13 protein-coding genes are annotated in these 18,041 nt (G+C 65.1%); 4 read left to right on the top strand and 9 right to left on the bottom strand.

Annotated features, from left to right (window positions below; genetic code table 11):
• The 4 genes from XH87_RS18270 to XH87_RS18255 all read right to left on the bottom strand — a co-directional run.
• Positions 1-2,332 (bottom strand): caspase family protein (locus XH87_RS18270; protein WP_271588331.1); only part of this gene is annotated, 2,332 nt, incomplete at its 3' end.
• 222 nt (positions 2,333-2,554) lie between these two features.
• On the bottom strand, positions 2,555-3,298 hold the full coding sequence (locus XH87_RS18265; protein ID WP_271588330.1) for a carbonic anhydrase: 744 nt from the start codon (positions 3,296-3,298) through the stop codon (positions 2,555-2,557).
• Positions 3,299-3,428: 130 nt separating this feature from the next.
• Complete coding sequence (dnaE, locus tag XH87_RS18260; RefSeq protein WP_271588329.1) at positions 3,429-6,932, bottom strand: DNA polymerase III subunit alpha; 3,504 nt, start codon at positions 6,930-6,932, stop codon at positions 3,429-3,431.
• A 471-nt stretch (positions 6,933-7,403) separates the two neighbouring features.
• Positions 7,404-8,129: an outer membrane protein gene (locus tag XH87_RS18255; protein WP_061879523.1), complete on the bottom strand. Its 726-nt coding sequence runs from the start codon at positions 8,127-8,129 to the stop codon at positions 7,404-7,406.
• Between the two features lie 254 nt (positions 8,130-8,383).
• On the opposite strand from XH87_RS18255, the gene XH87_RS18250 reads away from it, so the two are divergent.
• Together XH87_RS18250 and XH87_RS18245 are read left to right on the top strand one after the other, a co-directional pair.
• Positions 8,384-8,692, top strand: coding sequence for a DUF3551 domain-containing protein (locus XH87_RS18250; protein ID WP_271588328.1), 309 nt, complete (start codon positions 8,384-8,386; stop codon positions 8,690-8,692).
• 1 nt (position 8,693) lies between these two features.
• The gene (locus XH87_RS18245; RefSeq protein ID WP_271588327.1) at positions 8,694-8,960 is read left to right on the top strand and encodes a DUF3551 domain-containing protein; all 267 of its coding nucleotides are present in this window, start codon (positions 8,694-8,696) and stop codon (positions 8,958-8,960) included.
• Positions 8,961-9,015: 55 nt separating this feature from the next.
• Here XH87_RS18245 and XH87_RS18240 read toward each other — a convergent pair whose 3' ends face one another.
• Entirely contained in the window at positions 9,016-9,654 is a 639-nt protein-coding gene (locus XH87_RS18240; protein WP_271588326.1) for an HD domain-containing protein, read from the bottom strand.
• Positions 9,655-9,694: 40 nt separating this feature from the next.
• The gene (locus XH87_RS18235; protein ID WP_271588325.1) at positions 9,695-10,156 is read right to left on the bottom strand and encodes a carboxymuconolactone decarboxylase family protein; all 462 of its coding nucleotides are present in this window, start codon (positions 10,154-10,156) and stop codon (positions 9,695-9,697) included.
• 115 nt (positions 10,157-10,271) lie between these two features.
• Here XH87_RS18235 and pdxR point away from each other — a divergent pair, with 115 nt between their 5' ends.
• Complete coding sequence (pdxR, locus tag XH87_RS18230) at positions 10,272-11,678, top strand: MocR-like pyridoxine biosynthesis transcription factor PdxR (RefSeq protein WP_271588324.1); 1,407 nt, start codon at positions 10,272-10,274, stop codon at positions 11,676-11,678.
• Between the two features lie 184 nt (positions 11,679-11,862).
• Here the strand turns inward: pdxR and XH87_RS18225 are convergent, their stop codons facing one another.
• Both XH87_RS18225 and XH87_RS18220 read right to left on the bottom strand, forming a co-directional pair.
• Positions 11,863-15,012, bottom strand: a complete 3,150-nt coding sequence (locus tag XH87_RS18225) for a GAF domain-containing protein (protein WP_271588323.1) — start codon at positions 15,010-15,012, stop codon at positions 11,863-11,865.
• A gap of 265 nt (positions 15,013-15,277) precedes the next feature.
• Positions 15,278-16,051: a helix-turn-helix transcriptional regulator gene (locus XH87_RS18220; protein ID WP_271588322.1), complete on the bottom strand. Its 774-nt coding sequence runs from the start codon at positions 16,049-16,051 to the stop codon at positions 15,278-15,280.
• A 109-nt stretch (positions 16,052-16,160) separates the two neighbouring features.
• Between XH87_RS18220 and XH87_RS18215 the strand changes: the two genes are divergently transcribed.
• Entirely contained in the window at positions 16,161-17,240 is a 1,080-nt protein-coding gene (locus XH87_RS18215; RefSeq protein ID WP_271588321.1) for a zinc-binding alcohol dehydrogenase family protein, read from the top strand.
• Between the two features lie 95 nt (positions 17,241-17,335).
• Here the strand turns inward: XH87_RS18215 and XH87_RS18210 are convergent, their stop codons facing one another.
• Complete coding sequence (locus tag XH87_RS18210) at positions 17,336-18,040, bottom strand: ABC transporter ATP-binding protein (protein ID WP_035702229.1); 705 nt, start codon at positions 18,038-18,040, stop codon at positions 17,336-17,338.
• Between the last annotated feature and the right edge of the window lies 1 nt (position 18,041).

The following is an 18,041-nucleotide window of genomic DNA, read 5'->3' as shown; positions in this document are numbered from 1 at the left end:
CCGGCTTGGCGGCCGGCGGCGGAGCGGGCCGACGATCCTGAACCCTGGAGGGCTCTCGCGCTGCCACCGGTGGCGGTGGAGGCGCTACCGGCTTGGCCGTGCTCGGCAGCGCCGGCTTGCCGGCCGCCGCGCCCGGCGGCAACAACGCGCTCGGTTGCGGACCGGCCGGCCGGCCGCGCTTGTCCGTGGCCGGCGGCGTCGATGTGCCCGATGGCCTGGGCATCCCCGCGGACGGGGTCGTCGAACCTCCAGGAGCCGGCGGGTGGTTAGGCGCCGCAACCGTTGCCGCGTTCGGCGGCGCCGGCGGGACGTTGCCGGTGGGCGCCGTAGCCGTCGCGGCGGGCTTGCCATGAGGCGGGGCAGCGCCGGGCGTCCCGCCTGCCCTGGCCGGGGGCGGCGGTCCGCCGGGGGTCCCGGGCACCGGCAGCGTATTGGCCTGCGGCAGCTTGGTCGGTGCCGGTGCTTGCGGTGTCGCACCGTGGACATTGCCGGCGGGAGCCGTCGCGGCCGGACTGGGCGTGCCGTTCGGCGGCACCGTGCCGGGCGCCGCCCCTGCTCCGGCCGTTGGCCCGCCGGGGGCGCCCGGTGCCGGCAAGGTATTGTCTTGCGGCAGCCTTGCCGAAGCCGGCGGCTGCGCTGTCGTGGCAGGAGCGAGATTGGCGGGAGCGACGTTGGCCGGAGCCGGTGCAGCGATACCCGGTCTCACCGTCGGCTGGATCGTCGCGCTCGGCGGCATCGGCGCCTTGCCCTGCTGGATCAGCGCGGCGCGCTGCACGACGGCCTGCGGCACGGCCGGACCTGCCGGCGTGGCGCGGCCGGCAACCGCCGGCGCCAGATTGCCCGGACCAGGCGCCGGCCCCGCGGCCGGCGAAGGCGCCGGCGGGCGATTGATCACGGTGTTGATGACCGTCGTATTATGGATGTTCTGATAGATGATGTTGTTCGGCGGCGGCGCGACATAGACCGGCGGCCTGACGAATACCGGGATCGGCACGAACACCGGCTGCGGCAGCACGAACAGGCCGACCACCGGCAGCGGCGGCGGCAGCACGACGAAATCCGGCGGCGGCGGTGGCAGATAGTACACCGGCGGCGGCGGTGGCGGCGCGAAGCCGAAATCGGGATCGCTGAAATACAACACTGGACGGTCGACATAGACCACCTCCTCCGGCGGCGGTGGCGGCACGTCGTAATCGATCATCGCAAAGGTCGGCGGCGGCTCGGCGGGCGCCGTGAGGATCGCCAGGCGTCGGCGCGCATCCGCCGCATGCGGGCCGCGCGGATAGCGGCGCAGATACGACCAATAGGCCTCCGGCGTGTCGGTCCGATAGGTCCGTCGCCAGGTGATGGCTTCGCGGCGCGCGGCGACGATCGCCATCACGCGCTTCGACAGAGGGTCATTCGGATAGGCTGCGAGAAACTCCTCGTAGGCCGGCAGCGTGTCGCGCTCGAGCGCGACGGCATAGGCATCCTGCACGCCGAGATCGCGGATCGGCTTGTTGCGGATGGCGGCGACCTGATCGGGCGCCGCCTCCGGCGGCGGCGCATCGGGCGCACGCTCGAAGAACGAGAATTGCGCCGATATCTTCTGCTCGTTCCAGGGCACCTGCGCGCCCTTGCTGGCCTCGTTGACGCGCAGGCGAACGCGGTCGAACACCTCGGGCAGCGGCAGGCCGCCGGTGCGGATCATCTCGGCGAGCGACTGTGCATAGATGCCGTAGGGTCCCGGCTCCTCCGGCGCCACCGTGCCGGGCGCAGCGTTGAAGGCGATCAGCATGTTCGCCTCCGGCTCGACCAGCGCCAGACCGCTCGCGATCGGCTGGCCGCCCTCGATGAAGGGCTGCGCGCGGGCCGCATCGAGCACGACGATGTCGGCCTTGAGCGGAATGGACGCGAGCTGGCGCGCATAATCGCTGATGCGCAAGGCTTCGGTCGGTATGTCGGTGTCGCGGGTGATGTTGGAATCGACCGGGATGAAATAGTTCTCGCCGGCAAGCTGCACGCCGTAGCCGGCAAGATAGATCATCGCGACGGTGCCCGGGCCGGAAGCCTGCGCCTTCTGGATGAAATCGCGCAAGCTCTTGCGCAGCGTGTCGCCGTCGAGATCGCGCGCGCCGACCACGTCGAAGCCGGCCGCCTGGAGCGTCTGCGCGATCAGGCCGGCATCGTTGGCAGTGGTTGCCAGCGGCGATTTGGCGTAGGCGCCGTTGCCCACCACGAGCGCGATCCGCTTTTCCTGCTGCTGGGCGCGGGCCTGGTCCGGCACCACACCCGCAACAACCAGCAGAATCGCAAGAGGAAGGCCGATGAAAGCTCTGAAGGTCCCGCGCATTGCCTGCTTGCCCGCCAATATGGTTCAAAAGCCACCGCGCATCAAATGCTCGGCCGGCTGAACGGCGCTTGAACGAAAGGCGCGGATTGAGGCGGCGGAATGGCGCGCTCGGGAGGAGCGCACCCGAGGATGGGGCTGTCGCTTCTGACGACAGCCGGGTGGCCGCCTCTGCTCGAAAGAGGCGCGACCAGGTCGTGGGCTCCGATGCTCCGGAAGCCGGGCTCAGCCCTGGGCAAGCAGCTCGACGGTCCCCGTGTTCAGCCGATAGATACCGCCGACCACCTTGAGCTTGCCCTGCTCGACCGCCGCGTTGAGGATCGGGGCGGCCGATTTCAGCTTGGCGACGTTGTCGATGACATTCTGGCGAATGGCGTTGTCGAGCGCATTCCCGCTCTGCTGGGCCGCCGTCTTCACCGCCGGCGTGATCGCGGAGACCAGCGAGGGGATGTGCCCCGGCAACGGCTTGCCGTCCTTCAGCGACTTGATGGTCGCATCGACGGCGCCGCAATTGTCATGGCCGAGCACCAGGATCAGGGGCGTGCTGAGCACCGCGACCGTGTACTCCATGCTGGCGACGGTTTCATCGCCTGCGAAATTCCCGGCGACGCGGCACACGAACAGGTCGCCACGCCCGGTGTCGAAGGCATATTCGGGCGCGATGCGCGAATCGGCGCAGCTCAAAACAGCCGCGTACGGATTCTGACCGCCGACCAATGCCTCGCGCTCGTGCTTGAAGTCGTGGCGGCGCGACACGCCCGACACGTAGCGCGCATTGCCTTCCATCAGCCGCTTCAGCGCCGCATCGGGCGACAGCACGTTCTGCGGCTTCGGCGGCGCCTTCTTCTCCTTGGCGAAGGCGGCCCCGCCAAACGCCGCCGCCGCAAGCGCCGAGGTGGCAAGGAGCATCATGGAGCGCCGGGACGGAGCAACAGGTTGATGCAGATTATCGGAGCATTCGTCGCACATGGTTGTTGTCCTTCCAGGTTTCTCGTCAAACGAGATCGTCGAGCCGACAACTGATAGCTGCGCGCGAGCGACCTCGAAACCACACGCGGGCCAAATAGTTAAGCTTTGGTTTGCGGCGGTGCCGGCGACCTCAGAGCTGCTGCACGTCCACCACGCCCGCGACCGCCTTGATCGCGCCGGCGATCTGCGGCGAGACCTTGAAACGGCCGGGCAGCTTCATCTCCACTTCGGTCTCGAGGTCGAGCATGATCACCAGCGAGACCTCACCGTCGCCGTTGGAGCGCGGCGCAAGCGCGGGACTCCCGACTTTCGGCGCGCCGCCGTTCGAGGCCGCCATGTCGGGTCCGGCGAGGCGCTTGGCGATCGAGTCCAGCGGCTTGGTGTCGCGCAGGAAGATGCGCAGGCCCTTCTGCGTCTTGGCCGCGGCGTCATCGAGCGGCTCGGCATGCAGCACGCGGGCGCGAACGTCTTCGCCCTGAAGCTCCGCCCCGAGCTGCAGCAGCACGGCCGCTCCCGGCTCCAGCACGTCGCGATATTGCGCGAGCCCCTCGGAGAACAGCACCGCCTCGAAATGGCCGGTCGGATCGGACAGGCCCATGATGCCCATCTTGTTCCCGGTCTTGGTGCGCCGCTCCATGCGCGAGACCACGGTGGCGGCGACCTTGCCGGCGGTCGCACCGGTCTTCACTGCGCGCGAGAACTCGGCCCAGCTCTGCACGCGCAGCCGCTTCAGCACGGTTGCATAATCGTCGAGCGGATGGCCGGACAGGAAGAAGCCGATCGCGTCGTATTCGCGGCGCAGCCGCTCGGCCGGCAGCCACGGCTCGACCTGCGGCAGCATGATGGTCGGCGCATCGGCCGATGAGCCGAACATGTCGTTCTGGCCGATGGTCGCGGCTTCATGCGCGCGCTGGCAGGCGGCGAGGATCGAGTCGGCACCGGCAAAGACGCGCGCCCGGTTCGGCTCCAGCGTGTCGAAGGCGCCGGCGGCGGCAAGACTTTCGATGATGCGCTTGTTGATCGCGCGCGGCGAGACCCGGGCGGCGAAATCGGCGAGCGAGGTGAACAGGCCGCCTCTGGTCCGCTCCGCGATGATCTGCTCGATCGCCTGGATGCCGACGCCCTTGAGCGCGGCAAGCGCGTAGTAGATCGTCTTCTCGCCGACCTCGAAGGTCGCGCCCGAGCGGTTGATGTTCGGCGGCTCGACCTTGATGCCGAGACGCTGCGCTTCGGAGCGGAATTCGGAGAGCTTGTCGGTGTTGTTGAGATCGAGCGTCATCGACGCGGCGATGAACTCCACCGGATAATGCGCCTTCATGTAGGCGGTGTGGTAGGACACCAGCGCATAGGCCGCCGCGTGGCTCTTGTTGAAGCCGTAGTCGGCGAACTTCGCCAGCAGCTCGAAGATGGTCTCGGCCTGCCCCTTCGGGACGCCGTTCTTCACCGCGCCCGCGACGAAGATGTCGCGCTGCTTGTCCATCTCGGCGCGGATCTTCTTGCCCATGGCGCGGCGCAGGAGGTCGGCGTCGCCGAGCGAATAGCCCGACATCACCTGCGCGATCTGCATCACCTGTTCTTGGTAGATGATGACGCCGAAGGTCTCCTTGAGGATCGGCTCAAGCACGGGATGCAGATATTCCGGCTCCTCGTCGCCGTGCTTGCGCGCGCAATAGGTCGGGATGTTCGCCATCGGGCCCGGTCGATAGAGCGCGACCAGCGCGATGATGTCCTCGAAACGGTCGGGGCGCATGTCAATCAGCGCGCGCCGCATGCCCTGGCTTTCAACCTGGAACACGCCGACCACATCGCCCCGCGCCAGCATCTGGTAGCTCTCGGCATCGTCGATCGGCAGCGTGGCGAGATCGACATGGATACCTCGCGGCTTGAGCAGCTTTACTGCGACGTCGAGGACGGTGAGCGTTTTCAGGCCGAGGAAGTCGAACTTGACGAGCCCCGCGGGCTCGACCCATTTCATGTTGAACTGGGTCACCGGCATGTCGGATTTGGGATCGCGGTAGAGCGGCACCAGCTCGCTCAACGGGCGATCGCCGATCACGATGCCGGCCGCATGGGTCGAGGCGTGGCGCGTCAGGCCTTCGAGGCGCTGGGCGATGTCGAAGGCGCGCGCCACAACCGGGTCTTCGTCCCGGAACGCCTGCAGCTTCGGCTCGCTCTCGATCGCGGCGGCCAGCGTCACCGGTGCAGCCGGATTCTGCGGCACCAGCTTTGTGAGCTTGTCGACCTGGCCATAGGGCATTTGCAGCACGCGGCCGACGTCGCGCAGCACGCCGCGCGCCTGCAGCGTGCCGAAGGTGATGATCTGCGCGACCTGATCGCGGCCGTAGCGCTGCTGCACGTAACTGATGACCTCGCCGCGGCGGTCCTGGCAGAAGTCGATGTCGAAGTCCGGCATCGAGACGCGTTCGGGGTTGAGGAAGCGCTCGAACAGCAGGCCGAACTTGATCGGATCGAGGTCGGTGATGGTCAGCGCCCACGCGACCAGCGAGCCGGCGCCGGAACCGCGGCCCGGCCCGACCGGAATGCCCTGCGCCTTCGCCCATTTGATGAAGTCGGACACGATCAGGAAGTAGCCCGCGTACTTCATGCGCATGATGACGTCGAGCTCGAAGGCGAGCCGCTTGTTGTAGTCCTCTTCCGTCGTGCCCTGCGACAGGCCGTGCACGCGCAGGCGGTTGGCAAGCCCCTCCTCCGCCTGACGCTTCAGCTCGGCCGCCTCGACAGAGGCGGCATCGGAGCTTGCGGCGGCGCCGACGGTGAAGAACGGCAGGATCGGCTTGCGCGTCATTGGCCGGAACGAGCAGCGCTCGGCGATCTCCATCGTCGAGGCCAGCGCCTCCGGAATGTCGGCGAACAGCACCGCCATCTCGGCGCGCGTCTTGAAGCGATGATCCGGCGTGAGCTGCTCGCGCTCGGTCTCGGCGATCAGCCGCCCGCCGGCGATGCAGAGGAGCGCGTCATGCGCTTCGTAGTCGTCGGTCGCGGCGAAATACGGCTCGTTGGTCGCAACCAGCGGCAGTCCCTTGGCGTAAGCGATGTCGATCAAGCCGCTTTCGACGCGCCGCTCCTTCTCCGTGTTGTGGCGCTGCAATTCGACGTAGAGGCGGTCGCCGAACAGGGCGGCCAGACGCTCGCAGCGCGCGGCGGCGAGTTCGGCAAGGCCGCCGGCGAGCGCCAGCGAGATCGGCCCGTCCGGTCCACCCGTCAGCGCGATCAGGCCCTCGGTCTCGCCCTCGAGCCAATCGAACTTGATGAACGGAGCATGGCTGTCCGGCGATTCCAGGAACGCGCGCGAGTTCAGCCGCATCAGGCTGCGATAGCCGCGCTCCTGCGCTCCCAGCAGCACCACCCGCGACGGCCCAATCGCGTTCCGCGCATTCGGATCCTGATCGCCGAAATCAATCGCCAGCTCGCAGCCGACGATCGGCTGGATACCGGAACCCGCCATCTTGTCGGAGAACTCCAGCGCACCGAACAGATTATCGGTGTCGGTCAGCGCCAGTGCGGGCTGGTGGTCCTTCTTCGCAAGCTCGGCGAGCTTGGCGATCTTGATCGAGCCCTTGAGCAGCGAATAGGCCGAGTGAACGTGAAGGTGAACGAATCCGGCGCTCGGCATGGTCGCGTGACGGCCTCTTGCAGATGAAATGGAGCGGTCGCCAACGCCGGGAGATGTCAGGCAGATCAAACGAGGATCCTGCATCGCCCGGCCGACTCGCCTCGCGATGGTGGGGCGTCACTGCTCCAGAGTCCACGCCGCAGCGGCCGATCGGCCAAGTCGTCCCGCTTTTCCCCAAGCGGCAGCGTTACGCTCGCCGGCCTAGAGCTGCGGAATCACCTGCGCCCAGATCGCGATCATCCCGACGAACAGCGTGATGGACGCCAGTGCGGCGGCTTCTTCCACGAAAACCCTGAACATGGCCTGCTCCCTTGTTGGAACGTATGAAGAACATTGTTCTTCGTTTGTTCAGGGGAGTCAAGCGGTCCGAGACCGCGCGAAACGGGATGGTTAACTCGCTGAATGAACAAAATAAAAAAGCCCCGGCCGAAGCCGGGGCTTTCGTCAGCCGCTCGCGTTGAGCGAGCTGTCTTAGTAACGAGCCAGCATCGGGCCGCCGAACTTGTAGTTCAGGCGGACGAGGCCCATGTCGACGTCCTGCTTGATGCGGTCGACTGCACCACTGGCGAAGGTGACATTTTGGTCGCCGAGGAAGATGTGGTTGTACTCGACGCCGACTGTCCAGTTCGGAGCGAAACCGAACTCCAGGCCTGCACCAACCGTGCCGCCCCAGCGGGTCTCGTCCGCGTTGTCGATGTTTGCTCCCGTGGCAACGCTGTAGACGTCGTACTTGTTGCTGACAACAGCCGCACCACCCTTCACGTAGAGCAGGACGTTGTTCCAGGCATAGCCAACCTGACCGGTGATGAGCCCAAATGCGTCCATCTTGGTCCGGTTACGATTGCCGGGGGCGATCAGGCTGATGTTGTCGCCGGAGAAGTCGGCCCAGTTGCCCTGGCCTTCCACACCGAAAACGAACTGGCCGGTCTGAAAGCGGTAGCCGATCTGGCCACCGACCGTGCCGCCGGTCGAGTTGTGCGAACCTTCAGGACCGAAGTTGACGAGGTCCCACGACGTATCCGCCGAACCGCCACCGCCGTTGACGCCGATGTAGAAACCGCTCCAGTCGTAAACGGCAGCGATCGCCGCCGGCGGAGCTTTGGTGTAGGGCCGCGCCGCGAGGTCAGCAGCCATCGCCGGTGCAGCCGCGCTGAGCGCGACGAGGCTGACAGCGGCAAGCAACAAACTCTTCTTCATTTGATTCCCGTTCCAGTTTCTTCAGTAGGCCCCCGGGCCGTGCGCAATGTCTTAGCAGTGGACGACGGAATTGCTGTAACCGCGACGCAACAGTTTGGTCGAAAGGACCTTGCTCACTAACGAATGTCTATCGGCAGGTGTGCGGAAACCCTTTGAAACAAGTGTTTTCACGAGTTCCAATGTCGACTACACGACATAAACTGCATGTGCGCGTAACGACTCCGCGCGCACATTCGCGTGATTGGAGAATCGAGATGCGCGGTCGAGTTCCCTTGCCCATTGTCGCCACATTTTCGCTCGCATTCGTCACATTTGCATTCGCATCAGGTGCAAGCGCACCGGCGCACGCATTCGGTAAAAATCATCCATTCTGCCTCACCGGTGATGAATGGCCGGGACTGAGCAATTGCAGGTTCGACACCTACGCGCAGTGTCAGGCGAGCGCATCCGGTCGCGCGCTGACCTGCATCGCCAATCCGTATTTCGTCGGACAGAGCGACGATCCATACGCGTATCAAAATCGTCCGCGCGCACAGACGCCGGGCTACTTCCTGCCACGCTGAGATGCGCCGCGCCCACCTCGCGCTCATCGCGATCACCCAGCTCTCGGCCGATGGACTTGCGCATGCACAGACTTACGATCCGAGCTATCCGGTCTGCATGCAGATCTACGGCCCCGTCGGCTATTTCGACTGCAGCTACGCATCGCTTGCGCAGTGCCGCTATCTCGCGGTCGGGCGCTCCGCGAGTTGCGCGGTGAATCCGTATTTTCCGTCGCACAAACCGGCGTCCCCTCACCGCCCGAGACGCCCCGCCGTTCGCGCCGGATGATCAAAGCCGTCCGGCGGATGCCCGGGCGTCCCGTGAGGGAGCCCGTTGCATCCCCTCAGCTCAGCCAGGGCGTGTTGCGAATGCGCGTGCATGCGTTCGGCTTGCGGAAGCCCGGATCGTGATCTTCGATGTAGTCGAAGTTGACCGTCCCGAACGTCGTCTGCGGTTTCTTCAGCGCCGAGCAGGTCTGCACCTTCAGGAACTCGTTCTTGAAGTCGCCGCGCGGGAACGCGGAGATCACCTGGTCGCGCTGCTCCGGCGTGTACTCGTCATATCCGATGCCCACGACGTCGACCAGGACGCCTGCGTTGGTGAGCGCGATCTCCGGTCTCATATATTGCGGAATGCCGGGGGTGGTGTGTAGCGCGATCGCTTCCCACACCAGGTCGGCTTGCGGCTCGGCAATACCGCGGGCCCGCAGAAAGTCGCGCGCGGCGTCGGCGCCGTCGACCTCAAACCGCTTGGTCTCGGTGTGGTAGTGATCGACGAGACCGAGGTCGTGAAACAGCGCCGCGACATACAGCAGTTCGGGATCGAACTTCAGCTTCTGACGCAGCCCCTTGATCGCGCCGAACACGTAGACGCGAACCGAATGGTTGAACAACATCTCGCCTTCGTAGCTGCGCACCAGCTCGGCAGCCTCGCGCGCCAATTGACTGTCGGGAATTTTGACGCCGGAAATCACGTTCGTCATTTTCAGGCTCCTGCTCTCTGTTTCGGCTGGCCATTCTCCGTCAGGCGGCACTCTCAAGCACGGCCTGCGGCGTTTTCCGGAAGCTGATCGACATGCGATTATACGCATTCATCAGGCTGATCGCGATCGTGAGATCGACCAGCTCGCGCTCGCTGAAGACCTTGCGGGCGGCTCGATAGGCATCGTCCGGAACGTTGGTCTCGGCGATGCGGGTGACCGTCTCGGCCCATGCGAGGGCGGCGCGCTCGCGCTCGTCGAAGAGATTGCCCGCCTCCGCCCACGCCTGCACCAGCGCGAGCTTTTCGGTCTTCACGCCGGCCTTGAGCAGGTCGCGCGTATGCATGTCGAGGCAATAGGCGCAGTTGTTGATCTGCGACACGCGGAGATAGACCAGGGTGACGAGCGTCGCGGGAAGCCCGCTCTGCATGACATAGCCATAGACACCACCCAGCGCCTTCGCGCCTGCCGGTGCAACGTGGTTGTAGTCGAGACGTTCACTCATCTGCTTGCTCCTTGATGATCGGAGGGATGAACACTCCCCGTTACCCCCTTAGGTGTCCCTGTTCTGGTCCACGAAAAAGTACCAAGAACGCGCAAAAATCGTGTATCAAGCAGGCATGACCAAGCCGCTGTGCCTGGAGCTGGATCGATCTGCGAAGATGCCGTTGGCCGAGCAGATCCACAGGGGAATCAGGGCCGCCATCGAGAGCGGCGTGCTCGCCCCGGGCGCGCGCTTGCCCTCCTGGCAGGATCTGGCCGCCCAGCTCGGCGTCGCGCGCGGCACCGTGCGGGTCGCCTACGAAAAGCTCTCATCCGCCCAACTGATCGTCGCAAGGCGCGCGACTGGAACGCATGTCGCGGACCGGCCACGGTTTCCGGTGCGGCGGGACAAGGCCCCGGCCCCAGGCTCGTTCATGGAGATGTACCAGGCGCTCACGGCCGGGCCGGCGATCTTCCAGATGGGCGTGCCTGCGCAGGAGACCCTTCCTGCGACGTTGCTGGCGCGGATACGCGCGCAGGCGGTCCGCATCGAGATGAGCGCGCCGGCGATCTATCCTGATCCGCGCGGTGAGCCGGCGTTGCGGCGCGAGATCGCGGCCTACCTTGCGCTGGCGCGCGGAATCGAATGCGGGCCCTCCCAGATCATCATCACCGGCGGTTTCAGCGGTGGTCTTGGCCTGACGCTCCGCGTCCTCGGCCTCGAGCAGAAGAAGGCCTGGATGGAGGATCCGGGTTTTCCCTTCACCCGGCACGGCCTCAAGCTCGCACGAACATCGATCGTGCCGATCCCCGTTGACGCCGACGGCATCGATGTCGATTTCGGCCTGAAGCATGCTCCTGATGCGGCACTGGTGGTCGTGACGCCAGGGCAGCAGGCGCCGCTCGGAGCGACATTGTCGCTGGCAAGACGCTCACGCCTGCTCGACTGGGCCACGCGAAGCAAGGCGTGGGTGATCGAGGATGACTATCTGAGCGAGCTTCAGCTCAAGGGCCGGGCGACACCGGCGCTCGCCTCGCTCGACCGCGCTGGCCGCGTCATTCACATTGGCTCTTTCAGCAAGACCGTAACTCCTGCCCTCCGTCTGGGCTTTGTCGTTGCACCGGCCGCTCTGGCGTCGCGATTTGCCGAAGTTGCGGCGTGCCTCGCGCCGGCGCCTGGACCCGCGGTGCAGCTCGCGATGGCCGATTTCATCAGCGACGGTCATTATCTGCGGCATCTTCGGCGCACGAAACGGGTCTACGCAGCGCAAGCCGATGGTTTGCTGAAATACCTGCGCCCGCGCACTGCCAACGTTGCGATCGCCGGATTGGCGGCGATCCTGCGCTTGCCGGAAGGAGCACCCGATCTGGCCATCGCCAGGGAAGCGGCACCGCTTGGCCTCGCGCCTACGCCGCTATCGCTCTGGTCTGCGTCGAAGGGCACAGCGCGCCCAGGACTGTTGCTCGGCGTCGCAATGTCTCCTCCCAAGAAGATCGAGGCGTCCTGCGATCGGCTCCTTCAGATCATCGATCGACTGACGTGATCAACGCGCGTCGGCGTGTCCCTCGAAGGTCTTCCTTCGAAAGCGGGGACAAGCCCGTCTGTACAGACGACATGCAAGCGTGATGGACTAAAGCTTGAACGGCCCGCGGCGATCGATCCAACCTAAAGCCATCCCCCCTGGAAGCCGGCGTGCTTCGAATCGAAAGGCGCATGACACGACGTGCTCAACACTCGTCGAGCAGACTGCGAATTTTGGCAGCCAAGTCTTCAATCGCGAAGGGCTTCGACAACAGATGCTTGCCGGCGTCGAGCATGCCGTTGTGAACGATCGCATTACGCGTATAGCCGGTGGTAAACAACACCTTCAGGCCGGGATATCGTTTCGACAACTGTGCCGCGAGTTCAGCGCCGGTCATCTCGGGCATGACGACATCCGTAAACAGCAGATCCGGAACGGTGCCGTTTTCGATCGTCCTGATCGCCTCCATGGCGCTCGCAGCTTCGATGACGGTATAGCCGAGCTCACGCAGGCTTTCGGATGAGATGCTGCGGACGCGCTCGTCGTCTTCCACGACGAGAATCGTCTCGTTCTGATGACTTGCACCGGGATGTATGATCCCGCGCGACGAGTCCGGGATTGCCTCCTCGCCGATGAAACGTGGAAGGTAGATCTTCACGGTCGTGCCAACGTCGACTTCCGAGTAGATTTTGACATGGCCGCCCGATTGCCGCACGAAGCCGTAGACTTGACTAAGTCCAAGGCCGGTGCCCTTGCCCACGACCTTGGTCGTGAAAAACGGATCGAAGACCTTTCCCAGCATCTCCGCCGGAATTCCCGTGCCGTTGTCCGTGACGGCAATGAGAACATACTGCCCGGGTGCCAGGGCGTATTCGCGGGCATATTTTCGATCTATCGACGCGTTGCTGGTTTCGATCGTCAGCTTGCCGCCCTTCGGCATGGCGTCGCGCGCATTCACCGCGAGATTGATGACCGCGCTTTCCAGCTGGGCTGGGTCGGCCTTGACGCGCCAGAGACCAGCAGCGAGGACCGTTTCGAGCTGGACCAGCTCGCCAAGCGGTCGCTCAAGCAACTCGCTCATCTCGCCGACCATCCTGTTGATGTCCAGGACCTCCGGCGCAAGAGGCTGCTGACGCGAGAACGCGAGCAGCCTTTGCGTCAAGGTGGCCGCACGGTTTGCGCCGTCGATGGCCCCCTCGAGGAAGCGGTCAACGTTGACCTCGCCCTTGCTGAGCCGCCGCTTTGCAAGATTCAGGCTGCCCAGTATCACGGCCAGCATGTTGTTGAAGTCGTGGGCGATGCCTCCTGTCAATTGCCCGACGGCTTCCATCTTCTGCGATTGCCGCAATTGCTCCTCGGCCTTCATGCGCTCGCCGATCTCATCGGCGACACGTTGCTCCAGCTCGGCATTGAGCGCCTCGAGCCTGGTCAAGAGCCGGGCGTTGTCGATGGCCGTGGCGGCATGACCGGCAATGCCGAGCAATGCGGCCTCATGCTCTTCGTGGAATTTACCCACCTCCGCGTGACCGAAGAAAAGCCCACCGAGCACTTCGCCGCTTCGCGAGATCACGGGGACCGCGAGGTAGGAGCGAACCGGAAGATGGCCCTCGGGCATGCCTTTGCGCGGCGCATTCCTGCCATAACGCGGGTCCTGCAAAATGTCGTCGGACCTCACCACGCCCTTCCCCCTGAACGTCGGCTCGAACACGGCGGTGTTGCGCGGCATTGGGAACTTTTCGAAAGCGGATCGAGGCACGCCGGACAGCGAGTACAGCATGTAGCTGCCGCCGTCCGCGGCCTGGACGTTGTAGAAGAAGGCTCCGAATTGGGCGCCCGTCAGCTCGACGCCGGCATCAGTCACGATCTGAACGATCTTTTCGAGATCGCGTTCGTGGGCAACCGACGCCCCTGTATCGTTGAGTATCCTGAGATGACGTTCCGTTTTCTTTTGCGCGGAGATATCCAGCACGGTCCCGATGAAGCGGGTAGCCTGGCCGTCGGAAAAAATTGCGCGACCAGTTGCGGCGATCCAGCGTTCGACGCCGTCCTCGATACCGACGGTCCGGTATTCGATGTTGTAGCTTGCCGGAGAATGAGGCTTCAGGGCTGCCGATACAGCCTCATGAGCGCGCTGCCGGTCCTCGGGATGAATGCCCCTCAGGAATGATCCTTCATAGCTGACATCGGCGTCAGGTGGGAGGCCGAACACCTCCTTGCAGCGGCCGTCCCATCGGAGAATGTCGTTGAGCGGATCGTAGTCCCAGGTGCCGATGCCGGCCGCCTTGTTCGCGAGGACCAGCCGTTCGGCAGACTCCCGGGCTGCCTGCTCCGATCGGACGCGCTCGATGTGCGCCCACGATCGCTCCGTCACCTCTGTGAGCAAGGCAAGCTCTCGCGGCGTCCAGAGATGCGGGCCCCGGTGATGTATCGCCATCAAGGCCGTCAGCCGCCCTTCCTTCACCAAGGGCATGCAAATGGTCGAACCTATGCCGATGCGCTGGAAAGCGGCGGCTTCCTCCGGCGCGATCTCCTTCAGATTGTCGTTGATGACGAGGGGCCTGCCGGCTCTCAGCTCTCGCACCGCCTTCACGCCGAAGTCGGCAAGGCTGTAGTGCCCCAGGATGTGCATCGCACCGGGGGCTGCCCAGTCCCCGCGTATGGTGAAGCCGTCCTGATCAGGATCCATGTCAGCATAGGCGCAGTTCGAGACGCGGAGATGCTCACCGACCATCCTCGTCGTCACCGCCATCACGCCGTCGGCTTCGCGGACCTTGGCCGTCTCCTTGTTGAGGGCGTCCAGGAAGAGCAGCCGGGCTTCGTTCTCGCGCACGGCCGTTTCCGCGCGGCGGCGTTCGACCGCGGTGCGCGTGCGCTCGGCAACATCGCGGATGAGGTCCAGCTCTTCAGGGCTCCATTCGCGTGGCGCGGCATTGTTGAGGTACAACAGCGCCACAACCCCGTCGGGCTCGGAGATCGGCATGTTGACGAGTGCGCGTGCAGAGATCGCCTCGAGAGCACGGGCACGGTCGCCGACGCGAGGGTCTTTCTCGGCATCGGCGCAGACGACCGTTTCGCCGCGCTTCAAATCTTCGATATAGCTGCCATAGTCGCGAAAGCGCAGCACGCCGGCCAGGCTCGATATCCCGGGAGCGTTCCAGTCGCGAGCGATCGTGATGGTTTCGGCTGAGGTATCGACGGTGCCGTAACCTGCCCGACTGACATTGAGGCTGCGGCCGAGCAACTCAGCCGCGGCATAGGCGAGATCGTCGGGGTTGCCGATTTCTCGAATGTAGTCGCCGAGGGTGGCCAAGACGGCATTACGGTCGGCCGAGAGCAGCCCGGTCGCTGTCGTCATCGGTCTTCCCCGGACACTTCCCTGCCTCCACTCAATAGGCCGATGAAACGGTATTCCGCGTTGCGCAGTTCAATTCGATCGGGGCAGCTCGACCTGACGTCGATGTCGACTGACCGACCAACTAACCTCCGGGTGACACTTGGGTTCCCGGGCCCTTGGAATCCGTCTGAAGTCGCTTCATTACGCTCGGAACGAGATCTACAGCGGTCGCATTCGAAAGCCTGAATGGCTTCGAAGACAGACACCCTTTGAATCGGTGTCCGTCCTACACCGGCGTATAGATCACGAGCTTGAGCGCGGGATCGTCGTTGGCCTGGAAGCTGGTGTGCTCGAACCGGAGTACGCCCTTGGTCGGATGGTTCATGGTCTTGAGGCCCGACGCCGTGTTGCGGATCTCATGCGCTTCCCACCATTTGACGAATTCCGGGCTGCCCTGGCGCAGCCGCGTCAGCAACTCCGTGAAGGCGGGATCGCCGGCCCAGACGTCATGGGTGGCGCGGAACATCGCGACCATGCTCTTGGCGACGTCGGCCCAGCCCGCGCCGTAGAATTTTCGCGTCTGCTTGTTCGTCAACACGAGGAGCAACGTGTTGCGATCCTGCTCCGGCAACTGGCCGAAGCCAAAAACCTCCTCGGCCGCGTCGTTCCAGGCCAGCACGTCCCAACGCCGCCCGGTGATATAGGCCGGCTGGTGCAGGCTCTCGATCATCCGCCGGATCGGCGGCGGCACGATTTCGCGCGTGAACGGGCGCTTGTCTCCGTCGCGCGCCAGCGCTCTCAGGTGCGCGTGCTCGGTCTTGCTGAGGCGCAGCGCGCGGGCCAGGGCGTCGATCGTGGTAACGGACGGGCTGACGGTGCGGCCCTGCTCGAGGCGGATGTACCAGTCGACGCCGATGCCGGCGAGCTGCGCAACCTCCTCGCGGCGCAGCCCCGCGGTGCGCCGGCGCCTGCCCATCGGAAGCCCGACGGTCTTCGGCGACAGCTTTTCGCGGCGGGACCTCAGGAAGTCGCCGAATTCAACCCGGCGTGGATCGGCCATGACGCGTGTCCTGCAATGGAGGGCCTGTATAATACTAGGATAATACCAGGCCTTCTTGGCCCCTTCAAGGCGACGCATATCGGCTTCACCGGACCTTGAGGTGAACGTCATGAAAGCTGCCGTGCTCAAATCCTTCGGCTCGCCACTGGCAATCGAGAATGTCCCCGAACCGGTGCTCGGCACCGGCGAGGTCATCGTCGATGTCGTCGCTACGCGCGTGCTGTCCTACATGAACGAGGTCTTCGACGGGACGCGCAATTATGCGCTCGATCTGCCGATCATCCCCGGCCCCGGCGGCATTGGCAGGGTGCGCGTGATCGGACCAGACGCGACCAAGCTTGCCGTCGGCGACTGGGTGTTCTGCGATCCGACGGTGCGCTCGCGCGATGACGCCGTCGCGCCCGATATCGCCCTGCAGGGACTGACTGCCGCCGGGCCCGGCGGCATGCTTCTGCAAAGGCACTTTCGCCATGGCTCCTTCGCCGAGCAGATGCGCCTGCCGACCGAGAACGTCAAACGCCTCGGCGCGATCACACCGGAGCAAGCGACGCGTTGGTGCGCGCTGGGCACGCTGCTGGTGCCCTATGGCGGCTTCCTCGCTGCGAACCTTCGGCCCGGCGAGACCGTGCTGGTGAGCGGCGCCACCGGCAATTTCGGCAGCGCCGCCGTTTCAGTCGCGCTCGCGATGGGCGCGGCCTGCGTTGTGGCGCCGGGCCGCAACGAAGAGATCCTCGCCGACCTCGTCCGTCGCTTCGGCAACCGCGTGCAGCCGGTCAAGCTCACCGGCGTTGAAGACGACGACCGCGAGAGCATGAGGCGCGCCGCGCCGGGCCCGATCGACTGCGTGTTCGACATCATGCCGCCCTCGGTGAGCCCGGCCATCGTGCGGGCGGCGGTCATGACAGTGCGCGCTTACGGCCGCGTCGTGCTGATGGGAGGCGTCGGCATGGCGGGTGGCGCGGGCCTCGAACTGCCCTACCCCTGGATCATGCGCAACTGCATCAGCATCCACGGCGTCTGGATGTATCCGCCGGATGCGGCGAGCCGCCTGATCGCGCTGGTCCGTGCGGGATTGCTGCGGCTCGACGAATACGAGACCACGGCCTTCGACCTCGACCACGCCAATGAAGCGGTGGAACACGCCGCCGCCAATGGCGGACCGTTCAAAATGACCGTGATCCGCCCTTGAGCCCTTGGGGCGGCGGCGAGGCGCCGTCGCCGATTTTTTTCGGAAGGCCCGCCAAGCACTTGGCTACTGTGCATGGGGTTGTTTTCGCAGTCTTGCTATTCGAGCTCGACCACCTGGCCGTGCGACAGCGAGACGCGCCGGTCCATGCGACCTGCGAGTTCCATGTTGTGGGTCGCGATCAGCATCGACACCTGCGTCGCCTTGACCAGCTGCATCAGGGCCTGGAACACGTGCTCGGCCGTGCCGGGGTCGAGATTGCCGGTCGGCTCGTCCGCAAACAGCACGCGCGGCGCATTGGCGACCGCACGTGCGATCGCAACGCGCTGCTGCTCGCCTCCGGACAATTCGGCGGGGCGATGGGTGATGCGGTCGCCGAGCCCGAGATAGCCCAGGAGTTCCTTGGCCCGCTTGACGCTCTCGGATTTCTTCAGGCCGCGGATCATCTGCGGCAGCATGACGTTCTCGAGCGCCGAGAACTCCGGCAGCAGCCGGTGCGACTGGTAGACGAAGCCGATGTCGGTGCGGCGCAGCTGCGTGCGCTCGATGTCGGGCAGCTGCGAGGTCGGCGCGCCCGAGACATAGACCTCGCCGGAATCGGGCGCTTCCAGAAGACCTGCAATGTGCAGCAGCGTCGACTTGCCCGAGCCCGACGGCGCCACCAGCGCGACCGATTGGCCGGCCCATAGCGCCAGCTTGGCGCCGTCGAGGATGGTCAGCGGCACCTCGCCCTGCAAATACTGCCGCTTTATCTCGTGGAGATAAATGACCGGGACATCTTCCGCCCCCTGCTGCTGCTCCATC

It is taken from the genome of Bradyrhizobium sp. CCBAU 53415 (assembly GCF_028128735.1).
Classification (GTDB): domain Bacteria; phylum Pseudomonadota; class Alphaproteobacteria; order Rhizobiales; family Xanthobacteraceae; genus Bradyrhizobium.
This window is presented reverse-complemented; position numbering and strand designations above follow the sequence as displayed.